The organism is Microcystis sp. Msp_OC_L_20101000_S702 (assembly GCF_007095705.1).
GTDB classification, from domain to species: domain Bacteria; phylum Cyanobacteriota; class Cyanobacteriia; order Cyanobacteriales; family Microcystaceae; genus Microcystis; species Microcystis ichthyoblabe_A.
In genome coordinates this window covers 13416-35811 of record NZ_SFBO01000019.1, presented here as the reverse complement: position 1 = coordinate 35811, position 22396 = coordinate 13416, and the positions used below count along the sequence as shown (strand labels likewise).

Sequence of the window (22396 nt, the reverse complement as noted above, 5' to 3'; positions counted from 1 at the left end):
CATCTGCTTGTCACCCCGTCAGTCGCAATAATTATTCTTTTCCAAGTCGATTCTAACACTATGGACTTTCAAGATAAAAAGAACTTATCCGAAAACGACCAATCAATCCAAGCTAGAGTTTTTAAAGCTCTTAGTGAAGCTAAAGAAAAATTAAAAGCTTTCGAGTCTCAACAAAGGGAACCCTTAGCTATCGTGGGTTTAGGTTGTCGTTTTGGTCATAATATTGCGACACCTGAATCCTTCTGGTCTTTCCTGAAAGCGGGTAAAAATCACCTCAGAGCAATACCTAATGAGCGCTGGAACCAGCAGGATTTTTATGATTCAGATCGGAATAAAGTGGGTAAAATCTATGTTTCTCAGGGGGGGTTTCTCGATGATGTCTCCCAGTTTGATGCCCATTTTTTCGGAATTGCTCCCAAGGAAGCCGTCGCTATGGATCCTCAGCAAAGATTGCTTTTAGAGGTAGCCTATGAAGCTTTGGAAAATGCAGGAATGGCAACAACGACGGCTAGAAGGGGAAAAACAGGGGTTTTTATCGGGATTACTAACAATGACTATGCCCGTATTCTTACCTCAAATGAGGACTATAATGCCATCGGAGCCTATCATATTTCGGGCAATCATACTAACGCGGCAGCTGGGCGTATTTCTTACCTTTTAAATCTTAATGGTCCGAGTTTGGCAGTAGATACCGCTTGCTCTTCCTCCTTAGTCGCTGTTCATCTCGCTTGCCGTTCCTTACGTTCCCAAGAATGCAGACAAGCTTTAGTCGGAGGAGTGAACTTAGTTTTAACTCCAGAAGTGGTCATCGCCTTGTGCCGCAATCAGATGTTAGCCGCAGATGGCCAATGCAAAACCTTTGACGAAAGTGCCGATGGGTTTGGAATCGGCGAAGGTTGCGGAGTCATCGTCTTAAAAAGACTCAGTGACGCTCTTGAAGATGGTGATCACATTTGGGCTGTGATTCGAGGGACCGCAGTCAACAACGATGGAGCCAGTGGCGGCTTTACCGTTCCTAATGGGCCCGTACAGAGAGAATTAATCAAAGAAGCTCTAGCTGACGCTCGTTTAGATGCCGAGGCTATCGATTATGTTGAAGCTCACGGTACAGGAACATCTTTGGGAGATCCCATCGAAATTAAAGCCATAGCCGAGGCATTATGCGTCAATCGTCGCAAATCTAACCCTTTATTAGTCGGTTCTCTCAAAACTAATTTAGGTCATCTGGCGGCGGCGGCGGGAATTTCAGGATTAATTAAAACCGCACTATCGCTGCACTACCGTGAAATTCCGGCTCATCTAAACCTTAAAAAACCCAATCCTCATATTAATTGGGATGCCTTGCCGATTAGTATCGTTACGCAAAATTGTCCTTGGAATGTTAATAATGGCCAGCTCAAAGCGGCTGGAGTCAGTTCTTTTGGAGCATCAGGAACCAACGCTCATGTTATTTTAAGCGAACCACCTCAACCGCAACCCCAAAACCCAAAAATATCACCCATTCTCGTTACTTTCTCGGCTAAAGAACCCGAACGTTTACGTCTTTTTACGACTCAATTTGTCGATGAGCTTGAGCAGAAAACAGATCTCAACGTCAAGGACATTGCTCTATCTTTAAATACTGGTCGTTTTCCCCATAAACATCGTCTCGCTCTTTTAGTTTCTAATCAAGAGAATCTGCGTCAAGGAATTCAGGCTTTTCTCAATAGCAATGGGGATGAAAAGCAATTTCAAAATATTCAAAATAATAGCTTCGACATCATTTATGGAGAAGCGCAAAGCCATCCTAAAATTGCTTTTCTCTGCAATTACGAGGAAGAAATTAGTCCAGAAATCATTGAAAACCTGCTTAATAATGAGCCAGTATTTCATGAGGCTTTTAGGCAGTGCGAGCATCTGTTTAAAAAATATTTAGAATTTTCTCTTCAGGAATTATTGTCATCTAAAAAAGCCTTAGAGCCTCAGATTTCTTTGTCTGTACAACCGCTATTATTTGCCTATCAGTATGCTCTTTGTGAACTCTGGAAATCGTGGGGAATTTCTCCTTCTGCAATTTTAGGTTCTGGATTAGGGGAATATCTCGCCGCTCAACAATCGGGCGTTTTTTCCCTTGAAGATACCGTCAAGCTGGTGGCGAAACGCACCAGAATTAGCCCACAAAACCCCAACTCAGAAGACCTTTTATCCTTGCTCAAAAGCACCCCAGAAGTCGATTCTAACTCCCCCGATATTACCCTAATTTATCAGGGTGAAGTTGTGAAAAAATCTCTCAGAAATTTGGTGAATAGAGGGGAAAAGATTAGGCAGAAATCCGACGAAATCGCCCAAGGAATTTCTACTCTGCATCAAATGGGATATCAAATCTTCCTAGAAATGGGAATCGGTGCCAATCTCATTAATATAGGTCGTCAAAAGTTAAGGGTAAATTCAATTCTATGGTTATCTAGTTTAGGGAAAGATTGTCACAGTGACCAGCATGAGCAAAGGGTTCTAGGTCAACTCTATGTGAGAGGATTTAATATTAACTGGGAAGCCTTCCATCGCTCACATCCAGGGCAAAAAATTAGTTTACCTAATTCGCCTTTTATCCGCAAACGCTACTGGATAAATTCTGGCAATAAATCAGAGTCTTCTAGCTATAAAAACCCTAATTATTACTCTGGACATCCCTTACTGGGCGATCATTTTCCTTCTCCCTTAGCTCTCCGTCAATATCGAGGGAGCATTAGTCAGCATAAACCTACATTTTTAGGAGAACATCAGGTTTTTGATCAGGCCATATTGCCAGCATCTGCCTTGATAGAAATGGCTTTAGCTGCCGGGGAGAATCAAAGAGTTATTTTAGAAAATGTTGAATTTAAGAAGGCATTAATTTTAAAAGATACGGAAGACGCATTACAGTTAATCATTGAGCAAAAAAGCTTTAAAATTTACCATGAACTTGAGCCAAATTGGGAAATATTAGTTACTGGAAAAATTGAGGAATTGAAATCAACTAATTTAACCCATTGTCATCTAGAAGAAATCGCCAAAAATTGTCCTGAAGAAGTCGATATCAACTCCTTTTATGAAACTTATCAAAAATCAGGGATAAATTACGGGAGTAACTTTCGGCTCATTCATCAACTGAAGCGCGGAGAAAATACAGCTTTTGCTCAAATCAAATTAACCGATAGATTAGAGCGGGAAAAATATCATTTTCATCCTGCTATGTTGGATGCTTGTTTTCAAGGTATTGCTGCCATTTTATTTAAAGAAGAATCCTCAGTAACTTATGTTCCTGTTCGTCTTGGTAAATTGGCATTTTTCCACCCTCCTGATGAGCAGGTAATCAGCGCGGTTCGACTGAAAAACTCCTCCCCTAACCCTAACATTATCATCGCTGATATTGATATCTATTCCCCCCAAGGTCAACCCTTAGCATCCCTCACCAACTTAGAACTAAAAGCCGTTCAATCCCAAGAGATTATCCCCCAAGAAATCCCCCCTCAAATCTATCTAGAAGAATGGATACCTTGCGAGGAATTATTAGGGAATGGCAGAGACACTTTAGTAGCTCCCCAGGTGATTAAAAATCAAATTCACCCCGCACAGTTAGAACAACAACTAGGGGAAAAATTGGCGCAATATGAGCGCTTAATGGAAGCTTTGGAAAAGTTAAGCGTTGTCTATATCTGGGAAGCCTTAACAAAACTTAATGGACAGCCAAAATTAGGTCAAACTTATTCCGAAGCACAGATAGCAAATCAAGGTCAAATTGTCGATTTTTACCGACCTTTATTATCTCGATGTTTAAGCATTTTAGCTGAAGAAAAAATCGTTAATCAGACAAAAGATGGCTGGTTATTCCTCAAAAAATTAGAAGCACCTTCATCCCAATCACAAATTAAAATTCTCCGCCAAGAATTTGCCGATTATCCAGCAGAAATTAGTCTAATGGAGCGTTGTGGCTCTGCTTTAGCCGAAGTCATGCGTCGTCAAGTTGATCCATTAGAATTACTCTTTACTCAAGGGGATTTAGAAGCGATCGCGTCAATTTATTCGGAAGCAGCCGGAGCTAAATTGATGAATCAGTTAGTCGCCACCACAATCAGCCGTGCTATTGAGAATTTACCCCCCTATTATCCCCTAAGAATTCTCGAAATTGGAGGAGGCACAGGAGCCGCTACTACTGGCCTTTTACCTCACTTACCCAAAGAACATATCGAATATGTATTTACCGATATTTCCTCTAGTTTCTTAACAAGAGCCAAGGAAAATTTTAGAAACTATCCCTTTATTAAATATCAAACTCTAGACATTGAAAAAAATCCCTTTACTCAAGATTTTCTCCCTGGCAGTTTTGACATAATCATTGCCGCTAATGTTCTTCATGCCACAGCCAACCTTCAAAAAACCCTTGAAAATGTGCGCTCTCTCATCGCTCCCAAAGGACTACTAATCCTCTTAGAAAGTACAGGGGCAAGACGTTGGGTAGATTTAACCTTTGGCTTGACAGAAGGATGGTGGTTATGTAGTCAAGATCTGCGGCGGAATGGTTATCCGTTAATCAGCACAAAAGATTGGCAAAATTTACTGATTGAGAATCAATTTGAAGACATTAATATTATCGAACCAAGCCAAGTAAAAACCCGAAATTTATTAAACCAAAGTGTCATTATTGGTAGAAGCAGTGAGCAATTACCTTCTCTGCCAGCAAAATCCTACTCTCATCAAATAATCTGGGCAGATAGTCAAGGAATTGCTAACGGTTTAATCCCTCTATTCCAACAGAGAGGAATAAGTTGTTCTTGCGTCTTTACCCAAGATATTAACCCAGAGATTGCTGAAGATTACCTATCAATATTGAGAAACTCGATAACTTCAGAAACTCGTCAAATACTGTACTTCTGGGGCTTAGAAAAAATCCCTGGAGAAATTGATCAACAAGTCGAGATTAATTGTCAACGATTTCTCTTTTTCTTACAAGCATTATTGCAGCAAGAAAATCCACCGACTCTGATTTTAGTGACTCAAGGAGCAGTACCAGCAAAAGCCATTAAAACCCTGATCTCTCCCTCTCAAGCATCCTTATTAGGAATAGCCTTCAGCCTAGTTTTAGAACATCCTGAACTTAATTTTAAGGCGATTGACCTAGATCCAGATGAAGTAAACGCAGCCGATAAACTGCTGCAAGAAATCTACAGTAATCCCCAAGAAAACCGGATTGCTTTGCGGGGGGAACAGCGTTTTTATCCCCGTTTGGTGCAGAGAAAACTTGAAGATGGAAAGATCAATTTTAGTCCTGATGCCTATTATTTAATCACAGGAGGCACAGGGGGGTTAGGATTAGCAACAACCCGATGGATGATTGAAAAAGGGGCGCGGAATCTAGTTTTGTGTAGCCGTCGAGGGGCAGAAGGAATTAGCCCTGAAATATTAGCCAATTTCTCCTCTAGTGGGGCAAAAGTTACCCTCAAAAAACTTGATATTACCGATGCTGAAAAACTGCACGCCGTCCTAGACGAATGCCGTTCTAAATATCCTATACAGGGTATTTTTCACATTGCCGGAACCTTAGACGATACAACCTTATTAAGACTAACACCAGAGCGCTTTAATTATGTTTTAGCTCCCAAAGTTAAAGGAACTTGGTTGCTTCATCAACTCACCCTAAATGACCCATTAGAATTCTTTGTCTGTTATACTTCTGCTGTATCTTTAATTGGCTCGGCAGGACAAGCTAATGCTGCGGCAGCTAATGCCTTTGAAGACGCTTTTATCTATTATCGTCAGGCGCATCATTTACCCGGAACGGTCATAAATTGGGGTCCTTGGAGTGAAATAGGTGCAGCAGTAGATCGCAATGTTTTGGAGAGATTAGCCGCTAAAGGATATGGGGCTATGAAACCCGATTTAGCCCTTAATGCTCTGGAAAAAATTCTCCTAAATCAGATTATTCGCGCTGGTGTAATTAAGATTGACTGGCAACAATTTCCTTATATTCATCAAAGCTTTTATAAAAACTTTCTGCCTCAAGGAAAACCCCAAGCAGCCCCCTCATCTGAGTTTTTAAAACAATGGCAAAATTTAACCTTAAAAGAGCGTCCTAATTGGCTAACTAATCATATCATTATGCGTGTTTCTACTGTCTTAGGACGCTCAAATGATGAAACTTTTTCCCCTCAACAGGGCTTTTTTGATTTGGGGATGGACTCTCTCACTTCTACAGAGTTACGAAATCTTTTACAAACTGACTTTAATTGTTCTCTCCCTTCGACAATTACTTTTCGTTTTCCGAATGTTGAAGTCTTAGCTAATTATTTACAGCGAGAAGTTCTAGATAATTGTCAACCGGTATTTACCCCTCAAATAAAAGCAGAAATTTCTCAAAAACAGCCAGAAAAATCACAACTCGATGATGATCCTATTGTTATTGTCGGCATGGCTTGTCGATTCCCCGGCGGTGCTAAGAATTTACAATCTTTCTGGGAACTTTTAGAACAGGGAAAAGATGCTATAACAGAAATTCCTCAAGATCGCTGGGATCAGGAAACATGGTATGATCCTAATCCCGATGTCCCCGGCAAAATATACGCTCCTTACGGTGCATTTCTAGAACAAATTGAGGAATTTGATGGAGAATTTTTTGGCATTATTCCTAGAGAATCTGTCGCCATGGATCCTCAGCAGCGTTTACTCTTGGAAACTACTTGGCAAGCTTTAGAATCTGCTGGACAAAATCCCCAAAAATTACGCAACAGTCAGACGGGAGTTTTTATCGGTTGCATGACTCAAGATTATGCCCAATTAAGTTATTCTCCTCAAGCCATTAATGCTTATACTGGTTCAGGAACTTCTGTTAGTATGGCGGCGGGTCGTCTTTCTTATGTTCTTGGTTTACAGGGTCCATCAATGACTATTGACACCGCTTGTTCCTCCTCATTAGTAGCGATTCATTTAGCTTATAATGCCTTACTTAATGGTGAGTGCGATCTGGCTTTAGCCGGAGGGGTTAATATGATTTTAACTCCCATTATTTCTTTAATCGAAAGTCGCGCCCATATGCTTGCCCCTGATGGACATTGCAAAACCTTTGATGAGAGCGCAAATGGCATGGTGCGAGGAGAAGGCTGTGGAATAGTTGTTCTGAAAAGATTGAGCCAAGCAGTTAAGAATGGAGACCAAATTTTGGCGAAAATTTATGGCACAGCCGTCAATCATGATGGTCCAAGTAGTGGGCTAACTGTTCCTAATGGTCAAGCTCAAGAACAATTATTACATCAAGCCCTTAAACGTGCTAATCTCAAGCCTGAACAAATCGATTATATTGAAGCTCACGGCACTGGAACAGCCCTTGGTGATCCCATTGAATTAGAAAGTATGTCCGCCGTTTTTGGTCAACGCTCCCCTAATCGGCCTTTAATTATTGGTTCAGTAAAAACGAATTTAGGCCATTTAGAAGGTGCTGCTGGAATTGCCGGATTAATTAAAACCGTTCTAGCGTTACAACACCATAAAATACCTCCTCATCTTCACTTTAAAAATCCTAATCCCCGCTTTGATTGGAGTTCTCATATTTTTGAAGTTCCTGTACAAGGAAAACCTTGGCATATCAGCGAACGTTCAAGGATTGCTGGAGTAAGTTCCTTTGGATTTAGTGGAACGAATGCTCATATCATTGTTGGGGAAATTGACGCTGATTTACCTCAACCTTCGGAGAATAATTTTTATCTATTACCCCTTTCGGCTCGTTCTGAAAAATCGCTGCAAGAGTTAGCGAGAAATTATCAAGATATTTTGACTGAGTCTATCAATTTAGCTGATGTTTGTTTTACAGCCAGTACAGGGCGGGGGATTTTTCCGCAACGAATCTGTATTTTAGCAGACTCAATAGCCACGGCACAACGAGCATTAATTGATTACCAAGATGGTGAAAATTCTGACTCATTAATCCGACCGATTTTATCAGAGACTCCACAAAAGATAGCTTTCCTCTTTTCTGGACAAGGCTCTCAATATTCCGGCATGGGAGAAACCCTTTATAACCGAGAAGTTGTTTTCAAGGAAACATTAGATCTTTGTGATCAAATTTTAGAACCCCTTTTAGAAAAATCTCTCTTAGATTTAATCTTTCAAGAGCAAAATAGTGAGTTATTAGAGGAAACCCAAATCACTCAGCCGGTGATTTTTTCCCTTGAATATGCACTCGCCAAATTATGGCAATCTTGGGGAATACAACCTTCAGCCCTTTTAGGACATAGTATTGGGGAATATGTGGCTGCTTGTTGGGCAGGAGTCTTTTCTTTAGAAGATGCCTTAAAATTAGTGACTCAACGGGGTAAATTAATGGGAAAATTGCCCCACAATGGCAGTATGTCCGCTATTTATGCTGATTATGAGACGGTAGCAAACGCTCTAACTTCTTATGAAAATCAAGTTAATATTGCTTCAGCCAATGGCTCAATTACCGTCATTTCTGGATTTAAAGAGATTGTTGAGCAACTCGAAAAAGAATTTATTGATCAAGGGCATAAAACTAAACGTTTAGCGGTATCTCATGCTTTTCATTCGCCTTTAATGCAGCCCATTCTTGATGATTTTTCCCAGGTCTTAAAAACAATTTCTTTTCATGAACCTAGCTTAACGATTATTAGTAATCTGACAGGGAAAGCTGTAGGTTCAGAAATTACAACTCCTGATTATTGGGTAGCTCATCTGCGTAATACTGTACAGTTTAGTCAAGGATTTCAGTCTTTAATTGCTCAGGGTTATCGTTGTTTTCTAGAAGTCGGTTCTAAGCCTGTATTACTGAGTATGGCTCGCCTTATTGCTGCCAACCAGGAGCTATTATGGTTGCCTAGTATTGTACCCGGGCAGGATGAACAGGCACAAATGTATAGAAGTTTAGCGACACTTTTTGTTAATGGTTATTCTGTAGAGTGGACTAAAATATTTAAACAAGGTAAGCGAATTAGTTTACCGACTTATCCCTTTCAAAGAGAACGGTATTGGCTATCTAATTCGGAATTTTCTCTAGGGCAAATCAAGACTCAGTTACATCCTTTCATTAGAGATTTTAAAAAGTTAGCAACGGGAGACATGATCTTTGAAGGTGAGGTGAGTTCTCTTAACCCTAGTTATTTAGAAGAACACAAGGTATTTGAAAACATTGTATTTCCAGCTACCGGTTTTATTGAAGCCATTTTAGCCGCAAGTCAGAAAATATTTAATGGGCATTTTGTCACCCTTGAAAATGTCTCTATCCATCAGGGATTAATCTTATCTCCAACTCCCTCAATAATCCAAATAATTTTTAAACCTAAAAAATCATCTCAACTGATTTATACTTTTGAGATATTTAGCAGTGATTCTGCACAAGAACAATGGCTTCTTCATGTTACAGGTGAAGTCAAACCTAAGGATATACAAAGCTTGGCTGCCTCAGAATTAACCCAAACTAAATTAGAAAGAGAAAACCCTAAGGAATCGATTTCTATCCGTGAATTCTATGAGCTTTATCAGCAGATGGGTATCAGGTATGGGGAGCAGTTCCAAGCGATTCAAGAGTTATATTCTTTCAAAAAAGGCTCTCAAGCTAAAATTAGTATTAACCCTAGTTTAGCGGATCGGCGTTATTATTTTCATCCAGTTCTTTTGGATGCTTGCTTACAGAGTATTGGGGCAGCTTTCCCCGAAATTCATGGTCAAGAATTGCATCTACCTTATGGATTCTCTTCCTTGGAAATATTCCTAAATCCAACTTCGCAAGTTTGGACGGAAGTTCAGGTCATCTCAGATACTAATGGTGAAATGAGAGTAAATGTTAATATTTATGATGAACAAAGACAGCTTTGCGCTCGCTTTACTGACTTAACAGCACGGCGCATAAATCCAGCTATTTTACAGAGTTTATGGCAAGAACAGTCAAATAATTGCTTTTATAAAGTGGCATGGAAAAAACTTTCTTCCATGCCAACTGTTGCCGTCGATCCTCAAAATTCTTGGTTAGTCTTGGTTCGTCCAGAAACAGACTTAAATTCCCTAATTAATTTATACAAAAAGGCAGGAGAAAAAGTAATTACTGTAGAAATGGGGCAGAATTATCAATGTTATTCTCAAGATTCTTTTGTGATCAATCCGGCTCAGAAATCTGATTTTCAGCGTCTCTATCAAGAAGCTTATCCATCTGGAGAATTTCCGACTGGTGTTGTTTTTTGTTGGGAATCTTCAGAAGCTGAAGACGTGCTAGATACAGTATATCAGAGTTCTCATGCCGTCTTAAATTTAGTGCAAACCCTCACTAATAACTGGGAGAAATTACCCCATTTATGGCTGATTACTCGCGGGGCTAATAAGATTAGCAATGATACGGCTTTATCTCCTCAACAGTCCCATTTATGGGGATTAGGAGCAGTCATTAATCAAGAGTATCCTAAAATGGGTTGTGTTTGTTTAGATTTACCAATCCATAAAGAAGCTAATGAAGCTGAACTTTTATTCAATGAATTAAAGTGTTTCCCCCATGAATTCCGTTTAGCTTTACGTCAAGGAAACCGCTACGCAGCCAGGTTAGTTTCTGCATCTCTTCCTATCTCAGAAAAACGACAGTTTATTAATCAGTCAGGGGCTTATTTAATCACCGGAGGGGGAGGAAAACTCGGCGGATTAGTGGCTCAATGGTTATCAGAAATGGGAGCAAGTCACCTAGTTTTGTGTAGTCGCCATGTTAAATCTTCAACAGAATTGATAGCCCCATTAGTGGAGAAAGGAACAAAAGTAACCTTGATTGAAGCTGATATTACTTCCCCCACAGATATGAAAAATTTATTCTCTCGTTTTGGGGCAGACTTGCCCGTCTTACGAGGAATAATTCACGCAGCAGCGGTCTTAGAAGATGGGCTTATCAGTAATCAAAGTTGGCAAAAATATCAAAAGGTAATCAGTCCAAAAGTAGCAGGAACTTTATTATTAGATCGTTATACTCGCTCTCTATCTTTGGACTTTTTCGTAAGCTTTTCTTCTGCGGCTGTCATCCTTGGTTCACCGGGTCAAAGTAATTATGCGGCGGCTAATGCTTTCATGGATGCTCTAATGCAGCAACGGCAAAGTTTAGGATTACCTGGTATTAGTATCAATTGGGGAGCTTGGGAGACGATCAACCAAATTGATCAACAACGTTTCGCTAATTGGGGTTTGCAGATGATGCCTTCTGAGCAAGCGTTTCAATATCTCAACCAGATAATTTTAGGTGATATTAACCAAGGAATAGTTATCGATATTAATTGGTCGATTTTTAATCAAACTTTCAATATTAATCAACCCTTCTTTAGCGAGGTATTAACCCTAAAAAATCAAAAACAAACAAGTCCAGCAAAACTATTAGAAAGATTAAAATCTGTCTCTATAGACGAACGAATAAACGCTTTAGTAGAAGGACTGGAGAAAATATTAAGAGAAGTGACAGGGTTAAATGGGAACAAAGTTATTCCTCAACAAACATCATTCTTAGACTTAGGTTTAAACTCTCTAATGGTCATAGAATTTAAAAATCGCTTAGAAACAGATTTAGGGTGTAAATTGCCATCTTCGATCATTTTCGATTATCCTAATCTTCTCAGCTTAAGTACCTACTTAAGGGAACAAATTCTAGCCAATCATCTCGATTTTGAGATTAAAATAAATCCAATTCCTGACAATCATAATCCCTACGACAGCCTCAGTGAAGACGAACTGGCAAGATTACTTAATCAAAAATTAACGGAGCTTGATCAATATGGAGGTTAAATTTTAAAAATAATGTTTCAAAAGCCATAAGATGTGGTAGGCTAAGTAGGTGAACATGAGTAAGCTTAACTCTGTGGGGTTAAATTTTGGTTTATATTTACTGATAGCACAGCATCCTAATTTATGTTTAACGGCGTATAAATTTAGAAATTATCGAGAATAGGGCATGGTTGAGAGTATAGATTACAAAAAATTAATGGCAACGACCTTAAGCAAAATGGAGGTAATGCAAGCTCGTATCCATGAATTAGAGACGAGACAAAGTGAATCCATTGCGGTGGTCGGAATGGCTTGTCGTTTTCCTGGAGGTATTAATTCCCCAGAAAAGTATTGGAGTTTTTGTCAAGCCGGACTTGATGCTATAGTAGAAGTTCCTAAAAGCCGTTGGGATATCTCAAAACTGTATTCTCAAGAACCAACTTTAGGAAAAATGAACACCGCTTATGGGGGATTTCTTCAAGAGAATATCACAGAATTTGATGCCCGTTTCTTTTCGATCTCAGCAAGAGAAGCAGCCTCCATGGATCCTCAACAAAGGTTACTCTTAGAAGTTGCTTGGGAAGCGTTAGAAAATGCCAATTTACCTCTGAAAAATTTAGCCGATAATAAGGTAGGGGTATTTGTGGGAATTACTAGCATTGATCATGCTCTGAAGGTTTACGGCACAAACTATGATCAAATTGACTCTTTTTTTGGCACCGGCAATGCTCTAAGCGCAGCCGCCGGAAGGCTATCTTATTTTCTCAATCTTCACGGTCCTTGTCTCTCCATTGATGCAGCCTGTGCATCCTCATTAGTAGCCGTCCATCAGGGGATTCGTAGCCTGAGAAATCGTGAATGTGAACTCGCTTTAGTGGGTGGGGTAAACCTCATTTTAGAACCCGCCATTACGATTAGTCTTTCTCAGTCGGGAATGATGTCCCCCGATGGGCGTTGCAAAACCTTCGATGCCTCTGCCAACGGATATGTGCGAGGGGAAGGCTGTGGGGTTTTAATCTTAAAAACTTTATCAGAAGCCCAGAAAAACGGGGATCAAATTCTTGCCCTGTTGCGAGGTTCGGCGGTGAATCATAATGGTGCTGCTGCCGGTTTAACCGTACCCAGTGGACCCGCTCAGCAAGAATTGCTCCGTCAAGCTCTAGCTGATGCCAGAATACTCCCGGAAGATGTCAGCTACATAGAAGCTCATGGCACAGGCACTTCTTTAGGAGATCCCATCGAATTGAATGCCATTGCCTCAGTTTATGGAAAGCGCTCCGACCCTCTTTATGTCGCCTCAGTCAAAACCAATATCGGTCATCTTGAAGCCGCGGCTGGCATGGCCGGAATAATCAAAACAATTCTGATTCTTCAACAGGGTGAAATCCCCTCCCATCTTCACTTCCAAACCCCTAATCCTCTGATTAATTGGGAAGACCATCCTATTAAAATTCCTACTCAAAATATACCTTGGCCGAATAACAATAAAGTCCCCATAGCTGGGGTAAGTTCTTTTGGATTTTCTGGCACAAATGCCCATGTTATTGTTCAACAAGCACCCGTCAGCAAAATCTCAGAAATTCAACAACAACTTCCCAGTCATCTCTTAACCCTTTCAGCCCACAACAAAACCGCTTTAAAAGAATTAGCCAAACGCTTCCATACCCTCCTAGAATCTCGTCCTGAAATTGGAGATATTTGTTATAGTGCAGCCGTCGGGAGGATAGATTTACCTGAACGTTTAGCCATTGTTGGCGATACTTGTCCAGAATTACAACAAAGATTAGCCGCTTTTGCTGAAGAAAAACCACTTGATGATTTGACTTTTTATCAACGTTTTACATCGGAAAAATCCCCTAAAATTGTTTTTCTTTTTACAGGGCAAGGGGCTTGTTATCCTGGCATGGGGCATCAACTATATCAAACTCAGCCGACATTTCGTCAATATATTGATCAATGTGCCGAAATATTGTCGAAGTATTTAGACCATCCTTTAACTGAAATATTATTTGGTGAACAGACCGATTTACTCAATCAAACTGCTTACGCTCAACCGGCTATATTCGCCCTAGAATATTCCCTAACAATGCTATGGAAATCTTGGGGAATTACCCCCAGTTTACTGATTGGCCATAGTGTGGGAGAATATGTAGCAGCTTGTATCGCAGGAGTATTTAGCTTAGAAGCTGGACTCGCCTTAGTTGTCAAGCGGGGGCAATTAATGCAAACCACAACCTCCGGGAAAATGGCTTCAATTTTTGCTGATGAAGAGACAGTAAGTTCCCTAATTAAAAATTATACTCAAACAGTTTCAATAGCTGCAATTAATCACCCTCAACAGATTGTTATTGCTGGAGAAAGTGCCAGCATTGAGGAAGTTATTAGTACCTGCAAAAAGCAAAAAATTCCCGCTCAATATCTTCCCGTTACTCAGGCTTTTCATTCCCCTTTAATGGAGCCAATTTTAAAAGAATTTGAAAAAGAGGCTCGTCAAATTTATTATCAACGCCCCCAAATTCTGCTACTTTCAGGACTTGATGGAGAGCTTTTAGAAAATGCACCAGATGCCGCTTACTGGAGTAAACAATGCCGAGAACCAGTAAGATTTTTGTCGAGTTTAATAACCGCTTTCAACAAGGGATATAACCTATTTTTAGAAGTGGGACCAAGACCAATACTAGCAGAACAAGGTCGTCGTTATAAAGATGAGGTCATCTGGTTAAGTTCTCTCAATCGTGGCTTAGATAACTGGCATACAATTCTTTCAGCCTTGGCACAACTCTACCTAAATGGTGCACCTTTCAATCCAGAACAATTCAATCGAAATTATGGCTATAAAAAAGTCAGATTGCCGAACTATCCCTTTCAAAGGAAACCTTTCCAATTTCAGCCTAATCCTCGAACGGAAAATCAGAGCATTGACAAAATATTCCTAGACGCACAAACCTCTAACCTTACCGATACCGAAACCACAGTTTTCAATATGCAAAAACATCAACAGGAAATCCGTAATCAATTAAAATCAATTTTGGCTTTACTTCTGAAAGAAGATGAGAACGATCTGCCAGAGGATGAGACATTACTAAACTTAGGAGCAGACTCAATTATCTTGACTGACTTTTCTCGCAAAGTCGAAGAAAAATTTCAAGTCAAAGTGAAAATAGATCAACTCTTTACCGATTTACAAACTCTTGCTGATATTGCCGAATACCTCTGCCAATTTGTCAACGAAAAACCCTTAGAAAATGCTTCAGAAATAACAACTAAAGTTATCAATGATGAGACAGAATTAAGCAATTATTTGCAAGTCATTGAGCAATTGCAACCCATCGCTACAGCCTATATCATCAGGGCCTTAGAGTCCTTAGGGAAAAAACTTAATCAAGGGGAACAATGGACAATAGAAACCCTAAGACAAACCTTACCCGTTGCTCGTAAATATCACATTTTGCTCAATCGTTATTTGCAGGATTTAGAGCAAGCTAATGTTCTTCACAATCAAGGGAATATTTGGACTGTCAAAAACTTGCCTGAGTCTTTTTCCTTACCCCAAGCCCTACAAAAGCTAGAAAAAACTTGTCCATCTGCAAAACCTGAATTAGAAATGTTGCAACGCTGCGGCGAAAATTTAGCGGAAGTTCTCAAGGGAAATATAGACCCCTTGACATTAATTTTCCCAGAAGGTTCCGTTGCTCATGCAGAAAGTATTTATGGAAATTCTCCCGTATCTCGATTGATGAATCAACGAGTCGCCCAAGCTATTAACCAGATTTTAACCAACTTTTCTAATAGTGATCGCCCCTATCAAATTCTCGAAATAGGAGGAGGAACTGGTGCTACTTCAGAAGCAATTCTTCACCACTTAAACCTCGATCATGTCACTTATTCTTTTAGCGAAGTTTCTCCCTTCTTACTGCATCAAGCTAGGCAAAAATTTCAGAAAAAATATAACCTAAACTTTCATCAACTAGACATTGAAAAGTCCCCCATTTCTCAGGGGATACCTGCTCGTAATTATCATATTGTTGTGGCCGCTAACGTCCTTCATGCGACTCGAAATATTACAGAAACTCTAACCCATATTCGGGAACTGCTGCGCCCCGGTGGTTACTTAGTTCTCCTCGAAACCGTAGAAAATAACTCATGGCTGAATTTAACCTTTGGATTAACCCCCGGATGGTGGCGCTTTCAGGATCAACAATTACGCTCAGATACACCCTTATTAAGGGGTGAAAATTGGTGTTCCGTTTTAAAAAGTTGTGGGTTTGCTACGGCGAATAGTTTCTCTAAACAAAACAATATTCCCATTAACAATGGCCAAGAATTAATTCTTGCTTGTGTGCCAGATGAACCCCTCTCAATTCCTGCAATTCCTAAGTTCACTGTCTCTGGTGAAAGCTCCGGTAAAGAAGCCTTAATGATGGCTCAATTACAATCTTTAAAAGACCTAAAAGACCTCCATGAGAAAACCATTATCAAGCAATTAGAAGTTCTTCAAACTGCCCCTGTTTTCCCCAGTATAGCCCCCGAAATATTAACGAATCAGACTCAAATCATTCCTACCCAAAGCTCTAAGACAGAAACTTACCTTCCGGTTTCTCAAGAGAAGCCCAAATCTCCTGAGAAACCTAGTTCTCCCAATTTAAACCCCTTAGCTTTAAAGCTGACTGAGAACAAATCCTTAACCGAACAACAACAAGCCTTTATTCAAAATTTACAGAGTATTTATAACCAGAAAACCGCCAAATCAAAAGCCTATTCACAAAATAGCCGTAAGACAATGGTGGATGTTAAACCGACTATTGACTTCCGCATGGCCTTAAAAGAATTTCAATATCCCATTGTTTCAGAATCTGCTCAAGGGGCTTATTTTAAGGACATTGATGGCAATAATTATATTGACTTAGCTATGGGGTTTGGGGTTAACTTTTTTGGGCATAGTCCTGATTTTGTCATTAAAGCAGTTCAAGAACAAATGAATCGAGGAATAGGCTTAGGAATGCAGTCAAATCTGGCCGCCGAAACCGCCGCTTTAATTAGTGAAATGGGCCGAGTCGAAAGAGTCGCTTTTAGTAATACGGGAACCGAGGCGATTATGGCGGCTGTTCGCATTGCTCGCTCCCGGACAAAACGTCAAAAAATCGTTATGTTTGCCGGCTCCTATCATGGAACTTTTGACGGCATCTTAGCACGAGTAGGAGAAGATAAAACCACTGCTCAACCCTTAAGTCTAGGCACCCCTTTAGGAATGGTTGAAGACATAATAGTCTTGAGTTATGGAGTTGAAGAAAGCCTCGATATTATTGCTACTCATGCTGATGATTTAGCCGCCGTATTAGTCGAACCAGTTCAAAGTCGCAAACCCGATTTACAGCCTCAAGAATTTCTGCAAAAACTACGACAAATAACCCATAAAAAAGGGATCACACTCATTTTTGATGAAATTATTACCGGCTTTCGGATTGCTCCGGGAGGAGCGCAAGAATGGTTCAATGTTGAAGCTGATATAGTCATTTATGGTAAGGCCATTGGAGGAGGTTTACCAATTAGTATGATCTGCGGTAAAGCAGATTTCTTAGATACCGTTGACGGCGGTTTCTGGCAATACGGAGATGACTCTCATCCCCAAACCGAGTTAACCGCTTTTGGGGGAACTTTTTGTCGTCATCCTTTAGCCCTTGCTGCTTGTCGTGCTGTGCTTTTACATCTTCGGGAAAACAGTCCAACGATTCAAGAAAAAGTGAATCAATTAACTCATCGATTAGCCACCGAAGTTAATCAGTTTTTTCAAGAAATAGGCATTCCGATTCGGGTTGTTAATTTTGGCTCTTTATTCCGCTTTGAACCTTTTGGAGCTTATAGTATCTTCTTACAACCCATCGAATTACCCCTCTTTTATTACCTATTAAATCTTAAAGGAATCTACACATGGGAAAAACGAGTTTGTTTTCTCTCCACCTGCCATACTAATGAAGATATAGACAAAGTTATAGTAGCCGTCAAAGAAGCGATTACGGAATTACAGCAAGCTGGTTTTTTTGCTAATGCTAAACGCCCTCAAGTCAAGAAAGAAGAAAAAAAGCCCCTCTCTGAAGATGAAGATGGTAGGGGACATCTACCATCTTTAAATCAGTCCTTTCCCACCAGTGAAGCTCAACGTCAACTTTGGTTATTAGCTGAATTAGACCGTAATGCTTCAGCATCCTATAACGTCACAACATCTCTAGAATTACTAGGTTCTTTAGATGTTTACATTTTAGAAAAAACGATTAATCAAGTTATTAATCGCCATGAAGCTTTGCGAACCAAAATTATAGAACAAGGAGAATTACAGGAAGTTGTCAATGAAGTTAACATTAAATTAAACCTCATTGATTTTAAGGATGAAGATAATCCCGAAGCGACGGCCTTAGCGTTACGATCTCAGTTTTCCCAAAAACCCTTTGACCTGTCGATTGCTCCTTTATTTGCTGTGATTTTAATGCGCTTAAAACCTGACCATTATCTGCTCTCTTTAAAAACTCATCATATTGTGGCAGATGGTTGGTCACTAGGATTAATTTTGCAGGAAATTGGTCAACTTTATTCATCCCAAAATAACACAACTAAAGAGGTTCTCACACCACCGATGCAGTTTCGGCAATATTTAACCTTGCGAGCGCAAGAGACGCAAAGTCCACAAATGTTAGAGCATCGGGATTTTTGGTTGAAAACCTATCAGGAAGATCTCCCAACCTTTGAGCTTCCCACCGACTTTCCCCGTCCCGCCGTTAAAACCTACACTGGCGGACAAGAAAGTCAAGTCATTCCCTCTGAAGTTGGGCAAAATTTGCAGAAAGTAGGACGCAAAAATAAAGCTACATTATTTATGACGATGTTCGCCGCTTATACTGCTTTTTTGCGTCGAATTTCTGGCCATAAGGATTTAGTCATTGGTATTCCTATTTCTGGGCGACAAATAGAAGGTAGTGACAACTTAGTAGGCTTTTGTTCTCAATTTTTACCCCTGCGGATACAAGTCGATGCTACCACCTCTTTTATTGAACATTTACAACACACTAAACAAACCCTGATCGACGCTTTTCGCCATCAGAGTTATACTTTAGAGGATTTATTAGCAGCTTTACAATTACCTAGAGATTTTTCTCGTTCTCCTCTCATTTCGGTATCTTTTAACATGGATCCTAGTTTAACTCTGCCTGAATTTAAAGACTTAAAAGTATCCTTGCCACCGTCACCGATTGGTTATACACCTTTTGATCTAGGATTTAACTTAATTGAACTTAATGATAACCTCATTATTTACTGCAATTACAATACAGAACTCTTTAAAAAAGAGACAATTAAACAATTTATTGAAAGCTTTGAAATTTTGCTGAGGGGAATCATTGACGATGCTAATCATCTTCTTTATCAGTTACCTTTATTAACCCCAGTCCAACAAGAGAAGTTACTCAGACAATTAACCGGAAAAACTCGCAAACTCCCTGAGAAAGCCACCATCATTGATGACTTTGTAGCTCAAGTTAAATTAACCCCTAATGCTCCCGCCTTAATTGCAGGAAAAATTAACCTTAGCTATCAAGAATTAAATGAAAAAGTCAATCGTCTTACCCATTATTTACAGCAGGAATATCAGCTAGGTGTAGGAAAAGTGATTGGGGTCATGCTCCAGCGTGATCACAACTTAATCATCGGGATTCTGGCTACCTTTAAAACTGGAGCGACTTACGTTCCTATAGACTCTCAATATCCTCACAGTCGCATTGAGTTTATTTTAAAAGATAGTGGCTGTCATGTTTGCCTAACGGAGAGTAATTTTATCTCTAAGTTACCTGAAAAAATGCAGAAAATTTGCTTAGATAAAATTGATCCTATTGTTGAAAAATATGACAAAGATGAGCCTAAAATATTTCGCAATTCTAGCCAAACTGCTTATATTTTCTATACTTCAGGTTCAACTGGTAATCCTAAAGGAGTCATGGGCTGTCACATCTCAATTTTGAATGTTATTCAAAGCTTACGACTTACTTTTGATTTAGATAAACATCCTGAATGGCGCTATATTTTCACAGCTGCCGTTACTCATGATCCATCTATTCGTAATATTTTTCTCCCCTTAACCATAGGTGCATCCCTATATATGTACGAAATAAAATATATAGGACATTTGGTTTCTTTCCTACAAGAAAATCAAATTAATGCCCTACATACTACCCCCTCTATCTATCGAGAAATCTTAGGGCTACTTGAACCGGGAGAAACCATTTCCAGCTTAAAATATATCTCGGTAGGAGGGGAAAAATTAGATCGGGAAACTGCCTTAGCTTTACGGAAACGTTTTCCGGCAGAAATTGTTAGCAATGTCTACGGATCTACAGAAACTTGTGTAGGAGTATCCCAGTATGAAATCAAGGAAAACTTAGACAGCGAAATCCCCCTCGGTCAAGTTTTCCATAACAATCGCTTAGGGGTTCTTGATGAATTTAATAATCCCGTTCCCCTCCATGTAATCGGCGAAATTTGTGTAGAAGGTGCCGCCCTAGCATCGGGTTATCATAACCAACCCGAAATGACTCAAGAAAAATTTAAACCTAGCTTTCTTGATGAGACAAAAACTCTCTTTAGAACCGGCGATTTAGGCAAGCAAACTGCTCCGGGTATCATTGAGTTTATGGGACGAAAAGATAATCAAGTTAAGGTCAATGGTTATCGAATTGACCCCGGAGAAATTGAATATCAATTGACTCGTTATGCTCCCATTGAAAGAGCGATTGTTTTACCCGTTCAAGTTAATAATCAAACTCAATTATCTGCTTACTGTCAAACAGACAAAACTCTAGAAATTGCTGAGATTCGAGAATTACTTGCCAAATTTTTACCAGTTTATATGATTCCGAGTTACTTTATTTTTTTAAAGCAATTCCCCTTAACTCGACATGGAAAACTTGACCTGCACTCCCTGAGAGAACTCAGAGAAACTGGTAAATCTCTGGTGAATTCTAATTACGTTGCACCCCGGAATTATTTAGAATCCAATCTCGTTAGTATCTGGGAAAAAATTCTCTCTAAACATCCTATCGGTATTTTTGATAACTTCTTTGAAATTGGCGGTCATTCTCTACTCTTATCAAGGGTTGTAACCCGGGTTCATAAAGAACTAAATGTATCCGTAAAATTAGCTGACTTCTTTAAAGTTCCAACCGTTGCTGGATTGGCGACTTTAATCTCCCAGACTCAATACAATTATCAAGAACCCATTTCGGCAATTCCCCCCCAAAAATCTTATCCGATGTCTCATGGTCAGCGTCGTCTTTGGGCTTTAGAATTCCTAGATCAAAATCATAATGCCTACGGAATGCCCAGTGCTTATCAATTCAAGGGCAATCTCAATATTGATGCTTTTGAAAATGCCTTTCAACAGTTAATTCAACGCCATGAAATTTTGCGGACAACCTTTACTTTAATCAATAATCAACCCCGTCAAGTTGTCCATAATCAAATGAACTTTGTCATTAAACAAATAGACCTGACAGCTTATGTTAGCACAGAACAAGAAAACCTGATCGAAGAATCAATCAGCCATAATGCCAAAACGACTTTTGATTTAGAAGTGGGACCGTTACTTAAAGTTAACTTACTTAAACTAAGTCAAGAGAATTACATCGTCTTGTTTAATATGCACCATATCATTTTTGATGGTTGGTCAGCAGGGGTTTTAATTAAAGATTTTCTCACCCATTATCACGCCTATGGACAAGAAAATTCCCAATTAATGCCCCCTCTTAGAATTCATTATAAAGACTATACTTCTTGGCAAGAAAGTCAATTAGAGACCTTGAAACTTCAAGGTCAACGGGATTACTGGTTAGCTAAATTAACTCCAGTTCCTGTTCGTCTTAACTTACCTGTTGATTATCCGCGCCCACCTGTTAAAAGTTTTCAGGGAAATACAATTACATGGCAACCTGAACCCGAATTGATCGATACTTTTGAGAAGTTAGTTAAAGCACAAGAAGCCAGTTTATTTATGGGTTTAGTTAGTTTGGTTAAGAGTTTTCTATTCCGTTATACTGAGCAAAATGAAATTACAATAGGCTCTGCTATCGCTGGCAGAAATCATCCTGATTTAGAAGATCAAATCGGATTTTATGTTAACACTCTCGTCCTGCGGGATCAGATAACAGATCACGACAGTTTTACGGATGTCCTTAGCAAAGTAAAAACAACCACTTTAGAGGCTTATGATCATCAAGACTATCCCTTTGATCAGATCGTATCTGATTTGAATTTACAACGAGATCCTAGCCGTAATGCTCTCTTTGATGTTGCAATCGTTCTGCAAAATAATCAAAATGTAGATCTGGCCTTGGACGGAATTACAGTTAACTCCATTGACCCAAAAATGATTACCGCTAAATTTGATTTAGAATTTATCTTTGTTGAGGAAGAAGAACTTTATCTCAAGCTAATCTACAACACAGATATATTTATCCATGAGCGAATTTTATTGATCATAGATTTGTTCAAAAACTGGCTAGAGCAAGTTTTAAAATTTGCCCATGAACCTTTGATAAACTTATCCTTAGCTTCCTCAGAAAATCTTACTCAAGAGGGGCAGGAACTGTTCACAGAAGACTTTAATTTTTAG

At 39.6% G+C, this 22396-nt stretch carries 2 protein-coding genes; both read left to right on the top strand.

The annotated features are described in order from the left end of the window. Positions 1 to 60 precede the first annotated feature (60 nt). Positions 61 to 11766 (top strand): type I polyketide synthase, encoded by an 11706-nt coding sequence (locus EWV60_RS02160; RefSeq protein ID WP_287230581.1) that lies wholly within the window; start codon positions 61 to 63, stop codon positions 11764 to 11766. Positions 11767 to 11962: 196 nt separating this feature from the next. Next, positions 11963 to 22396 (top strand): non-ribosomal peptide synthetase/type I polyketide synthase, encoded by a 10434-nt coding sequence (locus tag EWV60_RS02155; protein ID WP_287230580.1) that lies wholly within the window; start codon positions 11963 to 11965, stop codon positions 22394 to 22396.

Bases quoted from the DNA above. Each gene is read 5' to 3' on its own strand.
- EWV60_RS02160 (WP_287230581.1), top strand. From the start codon at position 61: ATGGACTTTCAAGATAAAAAGAACTTATCCGAAAACGACCAATCAATC.
- EWV60_RS02155 (WP_287230580.1), top strand. From the start codon at position 11,963: ATGGCAACGACCTTAAGCAAAATGGAGGTAATGCAAGCTCGTATCCAT.